This is a genomic window from Lysinibacillus phoenicis (assembly GCF_047238325.1).
Lineage (GTDB): Bacteria > Bacillota > Bacilli > Bacillales_A > Planococcaceae > Lysinibacillus > Lysinibacillus irui.
Window position 1 is genome coordinate 4,536,056 of the sequence record NZ_JBDFMP010000002.1, and the last position, 20,763, is coordinate 4,556,818.

A 20,763-nucleotide genomic window follows, 5' to 3' on the forward strand; every position below is an offset into this window, starting at 1 on the left:
AAAATTGATTATGGAAGTGGAATTAACATAATAATAAATTCTTTAACAAAACTACTACAATAAGCAATTCAACAGTGAAAAGGAACAGAATTGAAGACGCCGTTCAAGAAATTGCTCAATTGGCTAATGAATTGTTTGATTGTTAAAAATATGCGAATTAAAGAGTTTTTAGCCATTTTATATTGATGGAAAAAATGTATTTGGATATTCCGAAATGGAGGTTAGCAGTGGTAGTGAGTCACGCAAGGACTAATAATAGTCTATTTTACTATAAATGTGATAATATTGAATTTTTAAAAGGTTGTGGACAATTATATACAGAATTTGATGATGGCGTTGCAACTAGGCAGATCAACATAATTAACAACGATATGTATAGTTCTTCATCATTGCACGATTGGAACGAAGATGTTGGATTTTTATTGTATGACGGACATATCGATAGTTTAGATTTAAGCGATAGTGTACCTATTACTCAATTAGAATTTGAGAATAAATGGCAGGAAGGAATTGTAGCTAACAAATCTCAAATTAACTACTTAAAGGGCGATGCTTCGCTTCCTTTAGAAGAACAAACACTCATCATTCATGTTGTCAATATTTTAGGAAAATGGGGAAAAGGTTTTGTTTTATCTTTATCAAAGCAATTCCCTTTTGCCAAAAATGAATATGTAAAATGGTCTAAGGATAAAGAAACTTTTGGGTTAGGAGAAGTTCAGTTTGTATGTGTAGACCAGCAGAGAGCAACTTTTGTTGCCAATATGCTTGCACAACATGGTGTGAGGAAAAATGATAAAGATCATACAACCTATATTGATTATGATGCACTTCGATTATGTTTAAGAAAAGTTGCGAGATTTGCATTAATAAATAGATTATCGATACAGATGCCTAAAATTGGTTCAGGTTTAGCTGGAGGAGATTGGGAAGAGATTGAAAAAATAATAAATGAGGAATTAATTTATTATAAAATTAAATGTACTGTTTTTGAATTGTGATAAATTAAATAAAAGTAGGGGTGGCATTTATGGTAGATACACAATTGAGGGAGCGTGTGTTTGACACTTTATACGGTGGGATTATCGGTGATCTAATGGGCGTACCAGTCGAATTTAAACAAAGAGGAACGTTCCGTGTGCAAGATGTGATGGGGTATGGTACTTACAATCAACCACCTGGTACTTGGTCTGATGATACTTCTCTAACACTCTGCTTGGTAGAAAACATTATTGAAAAAGGCGATACCAAAACATTGATGAACAAATTTGTGCAATACATGGAGCATGGCTATCTTACACCATTTGGCGAAATGTTTGATATTGGAATTACTACAGCGGAAGCCGTTTCCAACTATAAAAAAGGTGTTCCGCCAGCACAATGTGGTAAAACGGGCGAGTTTGATAATGGCAATGGTACACTAATGAGGATAGCTCCTTTAGTATTCGTGGTCATGCATGAGTTAGATTTTGCTAAAAGAAAAGAATTAGTTCATCAATATACAGAGATTACTCATGGTCATCCGCGTTCCATAGTAGGGTCCATCATTTACATTGAGCTATTATTAAGCTTATACCAAAATAATTCACTAGAAGTGGCCTTAAAAGAGGTATTTGACTTACTGCAAAATAATTTACAAAATGAAATGAAAGCAGAGTTAGATGCTTACACAAGGATTTTTCATGAAAACTTTTTAAATACGCCTGAAGACGAGATTAAATCAAGCGGCTATATTGTTCATTCGCTAGAAGCGGCTATTTGGTGTGTAGGTAATTCTACAACATTTAAAGAAGCGATTCTGATGGCAGTTAATTTAGGAGAAGATACGGATACCGTTGGAGCCATTACAGGTTCGATAGCGGGTATGTATAAACAGTTGGATAAAATTCCGGAAGAATGGTTAGGTAAAATTGTCAGTAAACAAAAGGTTGATGACTTAATTTTGGCGTTTTATGCGTATTGTGCAGCACAGGTGTAAAGAGAATGTAAACGAAAGGGTGTGTCAAAATGCTTCCAATACATAATGCAAATTTACCAGCTACAGAGAACGACATTCTACAAGTCGAACATAGTATGTCATGTCAACTCCCAACCGTTTATAGACGAGTCCTACAAGAGGTGAATGGTGTATCACTGGCTAATGGAGTGTTAATATATGGTACGGAGGAATTGATAGAAAGAAATGAGACTTGGGAAGTGGAGGAATATGCGAAAGGCTATATAGCTATTGGTGACGATGGTGGTGGAATGGTATTTTTAATGGCCATTCAGGGGAATGATTCTAGCGTTTTTGCAGTAGATAGCGGAGATATGAATCCACAACATGCCACGGTGGTCACTATGGACTTAAGTAAGTGGCTACAAAATGGCTGTCAGTAAAATAAATTAATCAGTATAAATAGTTGAAGCTTATTCCTATCTTTGGAATGGGCTTTTTTAATTGAATTCTATGTCTTTTCTTGGAGAAATAAAGCTAAATTATTACATATTCTATTAATTATTTGTATTTTTTAGAAAATTATGTTGAATTATTGGAGAGCAGTAGTATAATGAAATTATAGTTACAAAATTGGTTAATAATTCCTTTGTTCAAGGAGTTTTTAGCAAATTATGTAATTATAAATTAAAACTAATGAAATGAGGCGATATTTTATGATTAACATGATTCAATATTTAGAGCAAAATCCGTCGTTGGTAACATTGTTAAAAGAAAAAAAAGCTTCTTTAATTGGTGTAACAGAGCTTGAACAAAAAGCAATTTTGGATTCGTTTGATGAAGAACTGAACGTTGAAAATCGTTTGTGGAATTAAAGTTAAAAAACAATAAATGGTTTTGGTTTACTATAGGTGTATATTTAATAATAGGGCTCTATTTATTATTTATTATTTATAGTAAACCTTTTATTAATATAGAAGTTAAAGAGGAAAATGGCTTTTGGAAAATAACGAATCCTTATTATAAAGATTGGGCTAAAAAGAGTCAAATAGCACCTGGAGATATTGTATTAAATATAAACGGTAAGGAAATAAATAAAATAACTAATATTAAATATGATTTAGTTATCAGATCTGCGAATGAATTAACAATATTGAAAGCTAACGGAGAATCCAAGAAAATAAAAGTTAAGCCATCTGATATTAGGGAACAGTTTTATTCTGTTCTCCTTGTACCAACATGTTATTATTTTTTATCACTGCTAATCTGCATTTATTTATATTGGAAACCTAAAAATACCATTTTAATTAATTTACTAATTTTATTTATATTATCTGTTTCTTTGGCATATCTAAGTATTGGTGCTTCAGGTATATTAAATGCATTTGGAATTATTATAAATCGTGGTAGTATGCTTCTCTGTCTTGTTCTTTTGCTGCACTTTTTAAAAGAGTATTTTGTTTTTTTGGATATAAGATGGTTGTTTTTTAAAAATATTAAGATATTATATGTACTCCCTTTTATTGTAACAATTCTGAGTATATTAGGTATAATAATTGACGGTATTCACACGATAGTATCTAGCATAATATTAGGTACATTTTTCTTATTACTTTTAGCTATTCTTAGTATTATGATTATCAGTTACATGAAGTATAAAGTACCTGAACTTAAAATACTTTTAACTAGTATCATAATTCCGTTTATACCTTTCCTTTTACTATATGCGCTACCAGAGATTTTTTTCCATAAACAAGTACTTTCCGCTGATATAAGTTCGATGTTTCTATTACTAATTCCATTCAGCTTTATATTTACACAACTTACTGAACGTATTTTTGATATGGAGTATTTCATTTCTCGATTACGTTATTATTTTAATTTTTCTTTTGCTTTTACACTATGGCTGTTATTGGGGCTGTATTGGCTTACGGATCTTTCGATTACACGCATGACGGAGATTTTCTTTTTTGCTTTTCTCTCGTTAATGGCCCTGTTTTACATGAAGGAGCGGATTGATTATCGTAAGCGGAAAATCCTTTTCTCTACGAAAGGGGACTACATTCATCGCCTGTATACTACCGTTGATAGTATAGGTCGAGTGGTCAAAATCGAAGATCTATTGGAGAAATTTGTGCAGGAGGTTGTGCTCCAGCTTGAAATGGAAAGTGTTTATGTTCTGACCTATGATTTTCAAACACATCAGGTGACGTTAACGAATAAATCGAAGGAATACACGCAGCATCAAATTGATGAGGTCCTTGTCGAGCGTTTAGGGCTAGGGGATATTAAAAAAACAGATCATTTCTATATCGCCTTTATTCATCAAGATGCGAATTATAAACGAATCCTTGTTGTTGACCATAATAAATCGATTTATCTAAAGGATGAGGAGTTGTTATGGCTTGAATTGTTATTGCTCTATTTAAACAATTTTATTGAAAATACGAAAATGGTTGAGGAGCTTTTAAATCAGTTAAAGCATATGAAAGAGGCTGATAATCGACAACTACCGTGGCTCAATAAATTACTTTGGCTACGCTTCGAGGAAGAAAAATATCAACTTGCTCAGGAACTTCATGATACGATTTTACAGGAACAGCTTCATATTGCTAGAGAAATGGATGTCCTTATGCATACAAAGGAAAAAGAGGAGATCCCAGCGAGACTCATAAAGCTGCATGAACATATGGTAACTTCCTTGAATGATTTAAGGGGCTACTGTGAAAATTTAAAGCCACCACTTCTCGATACGTTAGGATTAAATGCCGCCCTTGAAAAACTGATTCAAAAAATTCATAAACGAGCAAATTTTGTGTTGGTTTATACGATTGATCGACTTTATTTAGAGGATGAACGGTTAAACTTAATGATTTATCGCTTGTTCCAAGAATTGTTAAACAATGCTCTAAAACATTCCAATGCGAATACCGTTGAAATCTATTTATTAGGCACTGAAGAAGGTTTTGAAATTTTGTATACCGATGATGGGGTAGGCTGTAATATAGATGACATTCTACTTGCGGATTCTATGGGCATTCAAGGTATGCAAGAGAGGGTTCAGGCTTTTAATGGGAAATTCGCCTTAGATAGCAAAGTAGGTGAAGGACTAACCATTCGTATACAAGTTAGTGAAACCAATCAAACGCATCCTTATACGTATAGTACGCTGAACCGGCCAACTTATATGATACGAGGATAACCAAATGAGGTGTAAGCACATAGGCATATACTTATTTCAACCTTTTAATCTCTTCGTAGAGGCTACGAATGCGGATTAGAAGGCTTTTGTTTTTTGATATCTTTTACTTTTTGAGAGGGTTGATCAAAAATAAAATATTATCATCAAAAAAATATTGTTTTATAAGAGAAGAATAGAGAGAAAATACACTTTTTACAATTATTTCTCCAGAACAAAGGAAATTATAGCAGCAAGACCGATATAATTCATTAGAAGGATTAAGGAGGTCAATAGATTTGAATAAGAAATTATTTTTAACAGCAGCAGCCGTTCCAGTAGCACTCATTGTACCAGCTGTAGCAAATGCAGCAGAAACGGTTTCGATTAGTGGTGAAAATATTGTCAATGGAACATTAACAGTTGAGCAATTACCTAATAATGCGGTGGTCAATGTCTATCAATGGTATTACCTAGAGGACATTACGAGTGAAGATAGTTCAAATTCAGTAACAAATAAGCCGATTTCTGGCGCAACTTCGCGATCATTTAAAGTTCCAGTTGAAGCAGCTGGAAAATCAATCTTTGTAGAAGCAACTACAATTGACGGTAAAAAGTTTCAAAGTGAGCCACGTGATATAAAAGCATTAGACTTGGATATCACTATCCCAACTTTGGAGGGTCATTCCTCTTCCAGTTTTGTAGCACCTGGTGAAACGGTGAAAGTAGCTGGCGTTTCTGTTACAGATAAGGGTGGTGCCAAACTACAAAGTGACCAAATTACATATAGTTATCAATGGTTTTATAAGCTTGGCGATAATTCCTTCACAATTATTGAAGGTGCCGCTGGGAGTACATATACAATTCCAAAGGACGCCGTTGAAAAAGGCATCAAGGATATTAGCGTCACTGTTAAAGCAAAAGTAGGTCTTTCTTTTGTGGAATCTAAACTTTCAAATACCATTACTGTATCGACCGTACCTACTGATACGTTAACAAATGAAATTAAAGCATTACTAATCCATGATAATAAATACAATGTATCAGATTTTGAATCATTCGAAGCCAAAATAAAGGAATTAGAAAGTAAGTATCAAGCTTTATCGGCACCAGCAAAAGCAAATGTGTCCAATTATGATGTTCTAAAGAGAGCCCTCGCTGATGTGGCAGTACTCAATAAATTAGAAGAAAAAGTAGATAAATTACAGGACGTGAATGAAAAGGATCGACCTAAATATATTCAAGAGATGGAAGAGGCCTATAATAAGCTTGATCAGTTACAACGCAGCTTAGATGCGAATGAAGTCCTTTATACGAACATTAAAAATTTATTAAATGAGCCAAATGATCTGGAGGAAATTTCAGAAGTTCGACGATTAAATCAAGCTATTGTTCATTTACTATCCTACGAAAATTCTCTTGCACAATATGTACCTTCAGATAAGGATACCCTAAAAGCGTTAGTGACTAGCATTGAAGAGGATATCGCAAAGTTATCCCCAAATTATCGTGGGGCAATTCAAAATCAAGCTATTTTAACAGAAGCTAAATCAGATATTAAAAAAGTGGAGCAATTTATTAAATCCTTTGATAAATTATCGGCAGACAATACACCGAATAAGCAAGTTACTGTGGCGAAGTCCATTCGATCTGCCTATGAAAAATTGACGTATAAGCAATTAAAATTAGTATCAGACAAGTATGTACAGCTTTTAGCGACAGCGGAAAGTGCTGAAGTGAGTCAAATTGCCGCATTAAATCATGATATAGAGAGCTATATTGGCGATGATATCTATCCAATCAATCCATCAGCTAGCTCATGGCAGAGTCATGTCAATAATGTCAATCGTATGATTAAAGAATATAAGAGCTTAACGAAAACATCGGCAGCTCAAATTGTTGGCTATGACAGTCTTGTTACTTTACAAAAAGATTTAAAAGCAGCTGAAAAAGTGATAAAAGATATGGACGCTTATCAAAAATTATCTCGAACAGCTGGCGTGACAGAAAGTAAACTGAATTCAAGCTATACGAGTGCTCTCAAAGCTTATAATAAGCTTACGACTTTACAACAGTCCCTTGTCTATAATGCCGATGACTTTTTACTGAATACGCCTAAGGTTTCGATTGATGACAATGGTAAAGTGCCTGCTGATAAGGCTGCTGCGGAAGCATTGAAGGCCGAAATAGCTAAATTTGCAGATGTCACTACCTTTACATTCAAACAATTAGAATCCGCAACTGATAAAGCGTCAGAAACGTATAAAAGTCTATCGTCAGGTGCAAGAAAATATGTGACGAATTATTATTTATTAACAGCAGCAAAGAAGGATATTTCAGGTGTGAATTCATTCCATAAAAAAGTCCAGACAGCTAAAGAAGAAACAGATGCTGCTAAACAAGCTAAAAAAATTGAAACAGTGCAAAAAGCGTATGCTAAATTACCTTCGAATCAACAACATTTAGCAAAAGAGCAATATGAGGCTTTATTAAATAATCAAATTATTGATGAAAATGCGCCGAATATTACACAGCTAAATCATGATATTGCAAGCATTTTAGCAAATGATCTTTATACAGTTTCCATTGATAGAATTAAAAATCTATCGACACAGTATAGTAGCCTTAGCTCAAGTGATAAAAAATTAATTACAAATTATGATATTTTAAAAGTAGCATTGGCGGATGTCAAAAAGGTAGAATCCTTTATGAAGACTTATGAGAAATCGTTTAATAATAATCCAAGTACAGTCATCAAGGCATTTGAAAAGCTGACGTCTAAACAAGTGAGCCTGATTGATGCTGCGACTAGACAGTTGATTATTGATAAGCAGAAAGGGCAACAGCAAACAAATGAAAGTGCTTTGCTGTTAATTGAGTCTATCAATTCTCTAGTTGTAAAAGGTGAATATATAGCTGGGTTAGAGGAAAAAGTGAAAGAAATTCGTGCGATTTATGATCAATTAAGTGCTACTGATCAGAAGATCGTAAAAAATTATTCGAAGCTGACACAGGCGGAAGGGGATTTGAAAAAGGTAGCAGACGTTCATGCTCTATACGTTCCAACGGATGGAGATGAGAAGGCTCGCAAAGCATGGCAAACTGCCTATGGTAAGCTGTCAAAGAAATTAGAGTTACTTTATAACAACATGTATCCAACTGAACAATAATAATTACTACAAGAAGCCCCGATGGATTTTCGGGGCTTTCTTTATAGATAAAGTCATTATTATTTGTCTAGTAAATTCAATGTTCGCTATACTATGTACTACAGAGAATGAAATTTTTTACATAAACGATTGTAGTTTCACAAAGAAGGTAGGAACAAAAGATGTATAAAATAGGTGTTGTTGGTCCCGCTAAATCGGTTGAGAGAATTATTGCGTTAGCACGGGAAATTGAACAGGATATGGAGTTTATTCCGTATATTTATGAAGTGGCAACGGAAACAAAGCATCTTGTCGAGACCTATAATCAGGATGTGGATTTCTGGCTATTTTCTGGCTACATCCCCTATAAGCTTGCCAGTCAAACGAATGTTTCCAAGGATAAATTGACTCATATTATTTTTTCCGAAGCAGCTATTTATCGGGGCTTTTTAGAGCAGTCCTATCAACAAAAAAAGTTTATTGAAAATGTCAGTATCGACATCATCCCATCGCCTTCCCAAATGGCGTCAGAGAGTCTTGCGGAAATTCAGCATAATGTCCATCACATGTATTTAAAGGAATTTGATGTGGCTGTTAATCCACAAGAGCTATTTGATTTCCACTATGATCTCTGGCAGGCGGGCAAAATCGATTTTGCGATTACTTGCTATCCTTCTGTTGATGAAGAGCTGAAAAAACGAGGTGTGCCGTCTTATTGGGTTTCACCGACCAAAACGGAAATTTACCATACCGTTCAGCTTTTTACAGAAAAAATCAAAACGTCCTATTATAAAGAGACCCAAATTGGTGCAGTTATGCTGGAAATAAAGGACTTCGATTCATTAAAAGAAAGAATGAAGAAAGGGTACCGTATACAGTATTTAGAATTGCGCATAAAGGAAAACCTGCTTCAGCTCTGTGAACAAATTGATGGCTCACTGATTGAAGAAGGGAATGGAAAGTATACTATTTTTAGTACAAGGGGAGCCATTGAAGGACAAATCCAATTTTTACAGGAAAAAATGTATCAGCTGTCCATTGAAATGGAAGCGAAGGTAACGGCAGGCATTGGTTTTGCTCAAACGGTGTTCAATGCTGAATTACATGCTCATCGAGGATTAAGACAGACGAAGGAAAATGAAGCGGTAGATATTGTTATGATTCAGGATGATGGAACAATTATTGAATCCGTAGGGAATGTAGAAGAGCTTACGTATTCCTATCGAGCAGAAGACCCTTTTATTTTAGAAAAACTAAAAAAAGGTAATATTAGTGTAAAAACGTACATGAAAATTTATGCGCTTGTGCAGAAAATGCACTGGAAGCATTTTACGACAAAGGATTTAGCGACACAGCTTCAGATGAGTGAAAGAAATGCCCAACGAATCGTGGCAGATTTATGTGGAGTGGATTTAGCGAGAATTTGTGGAGAAGAATTACAGCATACTCGTGGTAGGCCGATAAAAATGTATCAGCTTGTTTAAAAATAATGAAGATGTCCCAAGCCAAAAATGGTTTGGGGCTTTTTTTGTCCTTTAAAAACTGATTTATCAAGGAATTGTGAACCTTTTAAAGAGATGAATGTTCGTTTACAAAGACGATTATCTATTAGAAATTTTCAAAAAAATATTGTTTTTTCATAGAAGTTTGATTATTATACGAATATATAACGAAAATGTCGGTATATAAAAGGGGTTTTATTTTACTAGATATTACAAGGGGGCAAAGATCATTAAGGAAAAAAAGCAGTGAAGTAGAGACTGCAATGTTAGAGAATGTTTTGAGATATGGGAGGGATATGAATGTTAACAAATGAAGTAACTAAAAAATCTAGAAATGTTATCCTTGCGCTATTATTTTTGGGCTGGTCTTTAGGAAACTTAGACCGTTACATTATGAACTATGCAGTTGTTTCAATTACAGGTGATTTGCAATTAGATGCATCCTCTACGGGTATTATTTTAAGCGCTTTCTTTTTAGGCTATGCCATTATGCAAATACCAGGTGGCTGGCTTGCTGATAAATTTGGCGCAAAACGAATCTTACTGTTGGCTGTTATTATGTGGTCTATTTTCACCGGTCTAACAGCAATTGCTTGGTCATTAACGGCTATGATTGTGATTCGCTTTTTATTTGGCATTGGAGAGGGTGGATTTCAGCCAGCGAGCTCTAAGATTATTGCGACGATTTTCCCGAAAGAAGAAAGAGGAAGAGCCATGTCCATCATGCTTACTTCTGGAGGGATTGTATCATTAATTGTGCCGCTGCTAGCTGCTTATTTATTAGGAACGATTGGTTGGCGCATGATGTTTATTATTATCGGGTCGATTGGAGCGATTATTGCCTTATTATACTGGAAGTATATTCAGCTTCCGAAGGCTGAAATAGTAGAAGAAGCTGGGACAAATCATCCTACTACAAAGGTAAATTTTAAAGAATTATTGAAAACACCACTTATGTGGAATTTGATTATTGCATATTTTTGTATTTATGCAGTGAACTGGGGATTAGTTTCTTGGATTCCTACGTATCTTCAGAAAAATCGTGGTTTGGATTTAATGTCCATTGGCTGGGCACAAACAATTCCTGCTATTACAACGATTATCGGTGTGTATGGCAGCGGATTTATTATTGATAAGCTACCAAGAGGAATGGAGAAGGTACTAGGGTCCATATCCTGTGCTGTCATCGGCATATTATTGTATTTAATGTTTACGGCCAAAACAGTGACGTTATTTATTGGTTATCAAACAGTTGTTTCGATCTTTATAGCGTTCGTCATTACGTTATTACCTGTTATCGTACTGAAGAAATTACCTTCTTCAATTACAGGTTCGGCAATGGGTATCGCCAATACAGGTGGACAGTTAGCAGGTTTTGTTACACCTATGGCCATTGGCTTTATGGTAGATGCTTTTAATGGTTCGTTTGATGCGGCATTTTGGATGTTGATTGGCTTTGCGCTCATCTGTATTGTGTCCATTGTCACGCTTAATGACCAAAAAGGGACTTTATTGAAAGCATAAAAAATTGGAGGGACTTTAATGAGTTTTCACGAAAAAATTTCGACATTAATTGAAGCAAAACAAGAAGCTAGTGTGGCATTAAGTGATGCTATATGGGCTGTACCAGAGCTTCATTTTCAAGAAAAAAAATCAATGCACTATATGAAAGAGGCGCTAGAAAAAGAGGGTTTTCAAACCGAAGTGGGTGTTGCTGGACTTAGTACAGCTCTGATAGGGACGTTTGGTTCTGGAAAGCCTGTCATTGCCTTTTTAGGGGAATATGACGCACTTCCTGGTTTGAGTCAAAAAGGTGGCGCTACACAACATGAACCTATTGAAAATGGAGGAAGCGGTCATGGCTGTGGGCATAATTTATTAGGAACTGGAGCCTTTGCTGCTGCTGTGGCAGTGAAAGATTATCTTGAGCAGCATAATCAATCAGCAACCATTCGATTTTACGGCTGTCCTGCCGAGGAAAATGGTTCAGGTAAAGCGTATATGGCAAAATCTGGACTTTTTGATGATGTTGATATTGCGATTTCTTGGCATCCAGGTACATTTTCTACTGTAATGACTTGTAGCTCTCTAGCAAACTATGCTGCTACTTTTAAGTTTACTGGGAAAAGTGCACATGCAGCAGCAGCACCACATCTTGGACGAAGTGCTTTAGATGCTGTTGAGCTGATGAATGTTGGGGTAAACTACTTACGAGAACATATCATTCCAGAAGCTCGTGTGCATTACGCCATCACAAACTCTGGTGGAACTTCACCGAATGTAGTACAACCCTATGCAGAGGTAACCTATCTCGTTAGAGCCCCTAAAAAACAACAAGTACAAGAGATTTATCAGCGCGTTGAAAATATTGCAAAAGGTGCAACGCTTATGACAGGTACGTCGCTTGACATTGATTTTGAGGGTGCTGCTTCAAATCTCATTACAAATAAAACACTTTATGATGTAATGTATCAACAAATACTTGAAATTGGTATGCCAGACTATACAATAGAGGATGAGCAGTACGCACAGGCAATTTTTAATACATTTACACCTGAAGTACAAGCTTCTTCGTTAGTAGGTTTGCGTAAAGAAGATGTTAAGCGTTTACAAGGAAAAGTCATTGCGGATCACGTCCCAGACATGCTCCCTGAATTTATTATGGGTGGCTCAACAGATGTTGGAGATGTCAGCTGGAAAGTACCAACCGTACAATGTACAACCGTATGTATGGCATTAGGTACACCGTTGCATACATGGCAGGTTGTTTCACAGGGGGTTATGCCAATTGCGCATAAAGGTATGCTACAAGCGGCTAAAATCATGGCTTGTACAGCTATCGCATTACTTGATAATCCAGCATTAATTGAAGAAGCAAAAAAAGAATGGCAAGAACGTCTTGATGGAGAGACATATATATCTTTAATTCCGGAGGGAACACAGCCTCCAAAGCTATAAAAGGATAGCGATCTAGATAGAGTCTTCATAGGAGAACTATGAAGGCTCTGTTTTTGCCTCATTTTGAAAGGAGAACACATCAATGTCAACACAAGCTAATCATCATGAACATGATCAACTAGTGGCACAATGGGTGACACAATTTCGTCATGCTGCAAAAGAGGGACAATGTGCTAGTTATATTCCAGCCTTAGCCAAAAAAGACCCGAATCAATTAGGTATTGCGATTATTGGAAATGATGGCCGCGAAATCAAAGCAGGAGATACAGCAGAATTATTTACGCTTCAAAGTGTCTCCAAAGTTATTACATTTATTTTAGCCTGTATGGATCGAGGAGTACCTTATGTGTTAGAAAGAGTAGATGTGGAACCGACAGGAGATACCTTTAACTCGATTATTCGCTTGGAAAGCCATCAGCCAGGAAAACCTTTTAATCCAATGATTAATGCAGGGGCTATTACAGTGTCCTCTTTGCTCGCGGGGAGTTCGCCACAAGAGAAGGTCACAAAGATTCTAGCATTTTTAGAACAAATCATCGGCAAGCAATTAAGTATCAATGAAGAGGTATTTCAATCGGAATGGCAAACAGCTAATCGAAATCGAGCATTGGCCTATTATTTAATGGACTCTGGTTTCCTTGATTGTCCAGTAGAGGCGGCACTTGAGGTCTACCTGAAGCAATGTGCGATTGAGGTCAATGTCTCAGATTTAGCCATGATTGGTTTAGTCATCGCCAATGACGGCTATCATCCACTATTAAAGAAACAGCTTTTTCCTAAACAAGTGGCAAAATTAGCGAAGGCCTTGATGGTGACATGTGGTATGTACAATGCTTCAGGAAAATTTGCAGCATTTATTGGCCTACCTGCTAAAAGTGGTGTGTCAGGTGCAATCCTAACAGCCGTTCCAGGACATGCTGGCTTGCATTCACCGTTCCCCGCTGGCTGTGGTATAGGTATTTATGGACCAGCTATCGATTCAATCGGCAATAGTGTCGCTGGTGTACAATTACTCAAGCATTTAGCGACGGAATGGGACATGACAATTTTTTAACAAGTGGAAGATGGCTTCAGGGTAGTCTGAAGCCATCTTCTTTTTATTTTTTTCTTTTGATTTTATAAATAATCAATAGCGCGATAAACCAAATTGGTGTTAACAGCAGTGCTGTACGCGTAGCCTCAGAAATCAACATGACAATAAGTAAAAATGCGAAAAATGCAAGAATGACATAGTTGATAAATGGTGTTAGTGGTGCTTTAAAGTTTGATGCTTCATGTAAAGCACGATTTTTTCGTTTATAGATGATGTGAGAAATAACAATAATGCTCCATACCCATATAAAACAAATTGCACTAATCGTCGTCACAATACTAAAGGCATTCTCTGGCATCAGCTTACTTAGCAATGCACCTACTGATACAACAACAGCAGACACAACGAGTGCGTTACTTGGAACACTGTTTTTGTTCAGTTTTGCAAACGCAGGAGAAGCTTGTTTATTGTTACCAAGATTAAAGAGCATTCGACTTGTAGAGAATAAACCACTATTACCAGCTGAAGCGGCAGAAGTGAGTACAACAAAATTTATAATACCAGCAGCAATTGGAATTCCTGCTAATGTAAATACTTGGACAAAAGGACTGTTTTCGGCAGACATTTCATACCATGGATTGATACATAAAATAACAAATAATGCTCCTACATAAAAGAGTAAAATACGGAATGGAATTTTATTAATGGCAGACGGAATATTTTTTTGAGGATCTGCCGTCTCAGCAGCTGAAACCCCGACTAATTCTACACCAACGAATGCAAAAACAACCATTTGAAAGGCCATTAAAAAGCCATATAACCCATTTGGGAACACCCCACCATGTGCCCAAAGGTTTTCCACAGAAACTGGCCCAGAGCTAGTATGAAAGCCTGTCACTAACATAATAAGTCCGATAATGATAAGAGCTACAATAGTAATGACTTTAATGATGGCAAACCAAAATTCTAGCTCCCCAAAAAGCTTAACTGTTAATAAATTCAGTAGTAATAATAATACTAAGCAACCAATGGCTGGCACCCACTGTGGGATATCAAACCAATATTGTGTATAAACCCCTACAGCAATAATATCTGCCATGGCCGTCATAATCCAACAGAACCAGTATGTCCAGCCTGTTACATAGCCAGCCCAGGGTCCTATGTATTCAGATGCAAAATCCGTAAATGATGTGTAGCCCGCGTTAGATAGTAACAGTTCGCCTAATGCGCGCATGACAAAAAATAGTGCGGTACCGACAATTAAATAGGCTAAAATGATGGAAGGTCCTGCAAGGGCAATGGCTTTTCCTGAGCCTAAAAATAAACCAGTGCCAATCGTTCCACCAATGGCAATAAGCTGCACATGGCGATTTTTTAAATCACGTTTTAATTGTTGCTGTTCCACGTTAATCCCCCTCAAAGATGCGTAAAAACTATGACTGGAAAAATAAAAAAGAGACTAGTTGTGACACTAGTCTCGGAAAAACGTCAGAATAACAAATACCATTTATTCGCAAATATTTCATGAAATCTTTTAACATTCATGTGGCTTCGCTTATAAAAGCTGCTATTACTCCTCTGTCCTTTTGCCTGAGATAGTGAACCCTTCGGCGACGCATTGTGCGCTCTCTCCAGAACTGCTCCTGCTATAGTTTGATCCATAGCATTCATAGCTTATTAACTTTCTAATCAATTGTTATTGTAAGATATTATACATCCTATCAGTGCACGTAAAATAATTCAACAATAAATTTTAACTATTTTCAGAAAAATAGAAGAATGGGTTACTAAATGGGAAATCTCTGACGAAAAATAGGAATTCTAGACATAGAAGATTTAGTAAGGAGAATTGCTAAAAAAGGGGAGACACTTTTAGTGGAAGCTTGCATAGGGAGAGAAGCAAGCAGGCGAGACGGTATAGTTCGCTCCAAAGAGTGGTGAGGTCACCCCTTCTGTTGGGAAGGCACTTGAAAGTGGGGGAGCTCCGCTCTGAACATGAAGGCAACGTACTAAATATTCTAGAGAAACTACTCAAAGCCGGGGGAAGTGATCAATCTGGAGAGTGAACCGCTCACAGGAAGAGTGAACCCGCTCCAAAAGAGTTCCAAGTGATCATTATGTGTGAAGAACCGCTCCAAACTGCTGTCGAAGCGATCATTCTGGAGGGAGAGCCGCTCCATGAAGAGTGAACCCGCTCCAAAAGTAGCGAAAAGCGCTCAATATGATGCGAGAACCGCTCCGAAATGGTAGCAAAGCGATCACTCTGGAGGGAGAGCCGCTCCAAGAGGGTAGCAAAGTGATCATTGTGTGTGAAGAACCGCTCCAAATTAGTGTCGAAGTGATCAATCTGTAGGGAGGACCGCTCACAAGAAGAGTGAACCCGCTCCAAAAGTAGCGAAAAGCGCTCAATATGATGCGAGAACCGCTCCAAATTGATGTCAAAGTGATCATTCATCATGCAGAGCCGCTCAACTAAGATTGCAAAGTATCAGTCTCTAGTAAGGACCAATTTACAGTGTGGTATCATTAGGGAAAATGGGCTATAGGTTACCCCTTTTTGTTAGATTTTTTTCTGGTCCAAATGCAGGATTAAAGACTTGTTGAACGAGAGCTAGTATTTAATGATTTGCAATAAATATAATATAGTAGAAACTCTGAATTTTTTAAAAAAGAAGTCGTCTCATAGTTCTTTGAGACGACTTTTTTTCATGAGAGTATTAATATTTTTTTGCTTTTATTTTACCAGTCCAAGTTTTAAAACCGCCTTGAAGTTGGTAAATTTGGTTGTACCCACGTTTTTTAAGAAATAATGCAGCACGTGAGCTACGGCCTGTATTTTGACAGTATAGATATACTGGTAAATCTGGGCGGATTTCTTTATAACGTTGACGAAGTGTTGTAGAAGGAACATTACGTGCACCAAGAATGTGACCTGCATCAAATTCTTTTTGTTCACGGACATCGATTAGCTGTGCTTTACGATAGCCTTCTATGAATTGCTCTTGTGTTAAGTTGGTTACGGCTTTTTTTAGTCGTAGTGCATTAATACCAATATATGCAATGATAACTACTAAAACGACACCGATTGTGATAAGTATGTCCAAGATTTTCTTACCCCTTTCTATCTTCTCTATTATTATAAAAGATGCGCTAGCGATAGTCCAATGAGTTTGATAAAATTAACTAGGTTGTGGCAAATTCGTCTATTTTGTTACAAAAGCATATCGAGCAACCGTAGAGTAATTTTTGTTAAGATTGAACCACAGGTGTGGCCTGAGGGATCATTTTATATTTGTAGGAGATGAACATATGACAACTTGGTATTTTTTAAATTCAGGGAAATGTAGTCCTTCTTTTAATATGGCGCTAGATGAAGCATTACTTGATTGGCATAGTGAGGGGTTAATTCCACCAGTGATCCGTTTTTATGAGTGGGAACCTGCGACACTATCAATTGGTTATTTTCAACAAGCCAAAAGAGACATTAATTTAGATGCTGTTCGTGAACAAGGTTTAGGTTTTGTCCGTCGACCAACTGGTGGACGAGCTGTCCTGCATGAACATGAGCTAACATATAGCGTCATTGTTACTGAAAGTTATCCGAATATGCCAGAGTCTGTAACAGAAGCATACCGTGTCTTAAGTGAGGGAATATTGCAAGGTTTCCACAACCTAGGAATGGATGCCTATTTTAGTGTTCCTGATACAGAGGAGAAAAGAGCTGACTTAAAGAGTCCGAAAAGTGCTGTTTGCTTTGATGCACCAAGCTGGTATGAACTTGTCGTTGAAGGGAAAAAAATAGCGGGAAGTGCCCAAACACGTCAAAAAGGTGTTATTTTACAGCATGGCGCCATTTTATTAGATTTAGATCAAGAGAAATTATTATCGGTATTTAATTTCTCAAGCGAGGAAGCAAAGGATCGTATGCGTAGAAAGCTGCCAGAAAAGGCAGTCGCGATTAATAGTCTTGTCAAAGAGCCAGTGACAGTTGAGCAATGTGTGACAGCTTTTCGAGATGGCTTTGCAAAATCGTTGCAAATTGATTTAAAACCATTTACACTTTCAGAGGAGCAATTAGAATATGTCCGTGCATTAGAAGAAAAAAAATATGCATGTGACGAGTGGAACTTTAAAAAGTAAAAAATGGTATGGAAAAAATATTTTTTTACGTTCAATCCTAGTTATAACAAGTAGTTCTGAATCTATTTAAAAAAGCAAGAGTTGAATTAAAAAACTATATATAGTATCTTTTTTTAAGACATATACACAATATGTAGTGTTTAATAACACATGATATTGTGTATTTATTTTGTAATGAAGAAAACAAGGGAGGCAAAATGATGGTACTCACAAATCATCAACCCGATGTAAACAAACAATTTGAGCAATTAAACAAAGATATTGAACAATTTCCACAGGTTCACCCAGTAACACCTGACATGCATATCACACATAAAGGTGTATCAAGACTTGTCATGATCGATCGCTACTCGTTTAAAGACACGGAAAAGAAAACACTAAAAGCTGGTGATTTTGTTGTTTTAACGGTAAAAGCTGATCCAAAATTCCCTGCACGAGGTTTAGGGACAATTCAAAAGCTGGACATGTCTACAAAAACAGCAGATATTTTGATTGAGGAAGATTATCGTAGCGCATTAGACGATCCGCAAGAGCAGGAAACGGGTGTGATTACACGTTCAATTGACGTGCTAGAAAAGCCTCTTGAAATATTTTATGAACAAATCGCAAAACGAAATGCAACGGGCCTTGCCGCTGTTGAAAAAACACCAGAAAAACGTCAAGAATGGTTTGAAAAATTTTATGAGCAATTAGTATCCTTGAAATTCATTCCAGCTGGACGAGTGATTTATGGAGCTGGATCTGAAACTGATGTAACCTTCTTTAACTGTTACGTTATGCCATTTGTCGCTGACTCTCGTGAAGGTATCAGTGATCACCGTAAGCAAGTTATGGAGATTATGAGCCGCGGTGGTGGTGTTGGAACAAATGGTTCAACATTACGCCCGCGTAACACGCTAGCACGTGGTGTAAACGGTAAATCATCTGGCTCAGTTTCTTGGTTAGATGATATTGCTAAATTGACACATCTTGTAGAGCAAGGTGGATCACGTCGTGGAGCACAAATGATTATGCTAGCAGATTGGCATCCAGATATTGTGGAATTTATTATTTCGAAAATGCAAAATCCACGTATTCTGCGTTATTTAATTGAAAATACGACAGATGAATCAATCATTCGACTAGCAAAAGAAAAATTAAACTTTAAACCTCTTTCTATGCAGGAAGAAGCGATGTATCAAGGCATCGTGAACTACAAAAATATAGAAGGCTTAGGTGGATTCGATACAGCGATTATACGTGAAGCTGAAAATAAGTTACGTGATGGTGGTACTTATACAGTTCATAACCCTGAGTTTTTAACAGGTGCGAACATTTCCGTAACATTAACAAAAGAATTTATGGAAGCCGTTGAAAATGATGCTGACTTTGAGCTTCGCTTCCCAGCTGTAGAGGAATATACAAAAGAAGAAATGAACATTTACAACACGGAATGGCATAAAGTTGGCGATGTTCGTGAATGGGAGAAAATGGGCTATAAAGTCCGCACATACCGTACAATTAAAGCAAAAGAATTATGGAATTTAATTAATGTTTGTGCAACTTACTCTGCAGAGCCAGGTATTTTCTTCATCGACAATGCAAATGACATGACAAATGCCAAAGCATATGGACAAAGTGTTGTAGCGACAAACCCATGTGGCGAACAACCACTTGCACCATATTCTGTGTGTAACTTAGCTGCTGTGAATTTAGCACAGTTTGCAAATAAAGAAAATCAATCAGTTGATTACGAAGCACTACGTGAAACAGTACGTGTAGGCGTTCGTATGCAGGATAATGTAATTGATGCAACACCTTACTTCTTAGAAGAAAACCGTGTACAAGCACTAGGTGAGCGTCGTGTAGGTTTAGGGGTAATGGGCTTAGCAGATTTACTTATTTATTGCGAGAAAGAATACGGTTCAGAAGCAGGCAATGCTTTAGTCGATGAAATCTTTAAAACCATTGCTGAAACAGCATATGAGGCGTCTACAGAGCTTGCTAAAGAACGTGGTAGCTTCCCATTCTTAGTAGGTGCTACTGACGAAGAAACAGCTCGTTTACGTAAAGCCTTTACAGAGACAGGCTATATGCAAAAAATGCCTGCTCACATTAAAGAGCAAATTTTAGCAACAGGTATTCGAAACTCACATTTATTAACTGTTGCGCCGACCGGTTCAACGGGAACAATGGTAGGTGTGGCAACAGGTCTTGAGCCTTACTTCTCCTTCACGTACTACCGTTCTGGTCGTTTAGGTAAATTCATTGAAGTGAAAGCTGAAATTGTCCAAGAATATTTAGAGCGTCATCCAGAAGTAAATGAGCAAGAGCTTCCAGAATGGTTCGTTACAGCGATGGAGCTAAAACCAGAAGCACATGCTGATGTTCAATGTATTATTCAAAAATGGATTGATTCATCTATTTCTAAAACTGTAAACGCACCAAAAGGCTATACAGTACAGCAAGTTGAAAAAGTGTACGAGCGACTATATAAAGGTGGCGCTAAAGGCGGTACGGTCTATGTTGATGGTAGCCGTGATTCACAAGTACTTACACTAAAAGCTGAAGAAAATGATATGGATCAACTTTCATTTGAAGAGGAATTAGTAGAAGAACATACAAAACGTCCGGTCGTATTAGTAGATACGATTCAAGCGTTAGAGTCAACAACTGTAATTGGCTCTGACGTAGGGAATACATGCCCTGTATGCCGTAAAGGCACAGTCGAAGAAATGGGCGGCTGTAATACATGCACAAACTGTGGCGCACAGTTAAAATGCGGTCTATAAATTAGATATAAAATCAGTTGTACCTTTTTACCCCTTTAGATAAGATAATCTAAAGGGGTATTTTTTGTTTCAAATGGAAATATTTTGTTTAGCGATTTA

Annotated in this window: 14 protein-coding genes and 1 riboswitch; of the genes, 12 read left to right on the plus strand and 2 right to left on the minus strand. The window is 36.9% G+C overall.

The window, feature by feature from the left end:
• Positions 1–227: 227 nt before the first annotated feature.
• The 10 genes from ABC382_RS24260 (at position 228) to ABC382_RS24305 (ending at position 13,774) form a co-directional block, all read left to right on the plus strand.
• Positions 228–998 carry a macro domain-containing protein gene (locus ABC382_RS24260; protein ID WP_322611539.1) on the plus strand — a complete coding sequence of 257 codons (771 nt, stop codon included), beginning with the start codon at positions 228–230 and terminating at the stop codon, positions 996–998.
• 29 nt (positions 999–1,027) lie between these two features.
• Positions 1,028–1,975: an ADP-ribosylglycohydrolase family protein gene (locus ABC382_RS24265; protein ID WP_322611538.1), complete on the plus strand. Its 948-nt coding sequence runs from the start codon at positions 1,028–1,030 to the stop codon at positions 1,973–1,975.
• 29 nt (positions 1,976–2,004) lie between these two features.
• Complete coding sequence (locus tag ABC382_RS24270) at positions 2,005–2,376, plus strand: SMI1/KNR4 family protein (protein WP_313470699.1); 372 nt, start codon at positions 2,005–2,007, stop codon at positions 2,374–2,376.
• 273 nt (positions 2,377–2,649) lie between these two features.
• The gene (gene comX, locus ABC382_RS24275; protein ID WP_322611537.1) at positions 2,650–2,808 is read left to right on the plus strand and encodes a competence pheromone ComX; all 159 of its coding nucleotides are present in this window, start codon (positions 2,650–2,652) and stop codon (positions 2,806–2,808) included.
• The gene (locus ABC382_RS24280) at positions 2,799–5,135 is read left to right on the plus strand and encodes an ATP-binding protein (RefSeq protein WP_322611536.1); all 2,337 of its coding nucleotides are present in this window, start codon (positions 2,799–2,801) and stop codon (positions 5,133–5,135) included. Before comX ends, ABC382_RS24280 begins: the two co-directional genes overlap by 10 nt.
• A gap of 275 nt (positions 5,136–5,410) precedes the next feature.
• Entirely contained in the window at positions 5,411–8,281 is a 2,871-nt protein-coding gene (locus ABC382_RS24285; protein WP_322611535.1) for a hypothetical protein, read from the plus strand.
• 161 nt (positions 8,282–8,442) lie between these two features.
• Positions 8,443–9,744, plus strand: a complete 1,302-nt coding sequence (locus ABC382_RS24290) for a hypothetical protein (RefSeq protein WP_322611534.1) — start codon at positions 8,443–8,445, stop codon at positions 9,742–9,744.
• Positions 9,745–10,062: 318 nt separating this feature from the next.
• Positions 10,063–11,286, plus strand: a complete 1,224-nt coding sequence (locus ABC382_RS24295) for an MFS transporter (RefSeq protein WP_312507518.1) — start codon at positions 10,063–10,065, stop codon at positions 11,284–11,286.
• Between the two features lie 18 nt (positions 11,287–11,304).
• Positions 11,305–12,720, plus strand: coding sequence for a M20 family metallopeptidase (locus tag ABC382_RS24300; RefSeq protein ID WP_412927235.1), 1,416 nt, complete (start codon positions 11,305–11,307; stop codon positions 12,718–12,720).
• A gap of 82 nt (positions 12,721–12,802) precedes the next feature.
• Positions 12,803–13,774, plus strand: coding sequence for a glutaminase (locus ABC382_RS24305; RefSeq protein WP_322611532.1), 972 nt, complete (start codon positions 12,803–12,805; stop codon positions 13,772–13,774).
• 43 nt (positions 13,775–13,817) lie between these two features.
• Here ABC382_RS24305 and ABC382_RS24310 read toward each other — a convergent pair whose 3' ends face one another.
• On the minus strand, positions 13,818–15,158 hold the full coding sequence (locus ABC382_RS24310; protein WP_313470705.1) for an amino acid permease: 1,341 nt from the start codon (positions 15,156–15,158) through the stop codon (positions 13,818–13,820).
• A gap of 163 nt (positions 15,159–15,321) precedes the next feature.
• Positions 15,322–15,398, minus strand: a riboswitch (glycine riboswitch).
• A 1,072-nt stretch (positions 15,399–16,470) separates the two neighbouring features.
• Positions 16,471–16,857 carry a rhodanese-like domain-containing protein gene (locus ABC382_RS24315; RefSeq protein WP_036122960.1) on the minus strand — a complete coding sequence of 129 codons (387 nt, stop codon included), beginning with the start codon at positions 16,855–16,857 and terminating at the stop codon, positions 16,471–16,473.
• A 205-nt stretch (positions 16,858–17,062) separates the two neighbouring features.
• Here ABC382_RS24315 and ABC382_RS24320 point away from each other — a divergent pair, with 205 nt between their 5' ends.
• Both ABC382_RS24320 and ABC382_RS24325 read left to right on the plus strand, forming a co-directional pair.
• Complete coding sequence (locus tag ABC382_RS24320; RefSeq protein WP_322605615.1) at positions 17,063–17,893, plus strand: lipoate--protein ligase family protein; 831 nt, start codon at positions 17,063–17,065, stop codon at positions 17,891–17,893.
• Positions 17,894–18,093: 200 nt separating this feature from the next.
• The gene (locus tag ABC382_RS24325) at positions 18,094–20,664 is read left to right on the plus strand and encodes a vitamin B12-dependent ribonucleotide reductase (protein WP_409264030.1); all 2,571 of its coding nucleotides are present in this window, start codon (positions 18,094–18,096) and stop codon (positions 20,662–20,664) included.
• The last annotated feature ends 99 nt before the right edge of the window (positions 20,665–20,763 follow it).

Coding starts and splice junctions, on each gene's coding strand:
- ABC382_RS24325 (WP_409264030.1), top strand. CDS start 18,094: ATGGTACTCACAAATCATCAACCCGATGTAAACAAACAATTTGAGCAA.
- ABC382_RS24270 (WP_313470699.1), top strand. CDS start 2,005: ATGCTTCCAATACATAATGCAAATTTACCAGCTACAGAGAACGACATT.
- ABC382_RS24320 (WP_322605615.1), top strand. CDS start 17,063: ATGACAACTTGGTATTTTTTAAATTCAGGGAAATGTAGTCCTTCTTTT.
- ABC382_RS24290 (WP_322611534.1), top strand. CDS start 8,443: ATGTATAAAATAGGTGTTGTTGGTCCCGCTAAATCGGTTGAGAGAATT.
- ABC382_RS24305 (WP_322611532.1), top strand. CDS start 12,803: ATGTCAACACAAGCTAATCATCATGAACATGATCAACTAGTGGCACAA.
- ABC382_RS24265 (WP_322611538.1), top strand. CDS start 1,028: ATGGTAGATACACAATTGAGGGAGCGTGTGTTTGACACTTTATACGGT.
- ABC382_RS24295 (WP_312507518.1), top strand. CDS start 10,063: ATGTTAACAAATGAAGTAACTAAAAAATCTAGAAATGTTATCCTTGCG.
- ABC382_RS24300 (WP_412927235.1), top strand. CDS start 11,305: ATGAGTTTTCACGAAAAAATTTCGACATTAATTGAAGCAAAACAAGAA.
- comX (WP_322611537.1), top strand. CDS start 2,650: ATGATTAACATGATTCAATATTTAGAGCAAAATCCGTCGTTGGTAACA.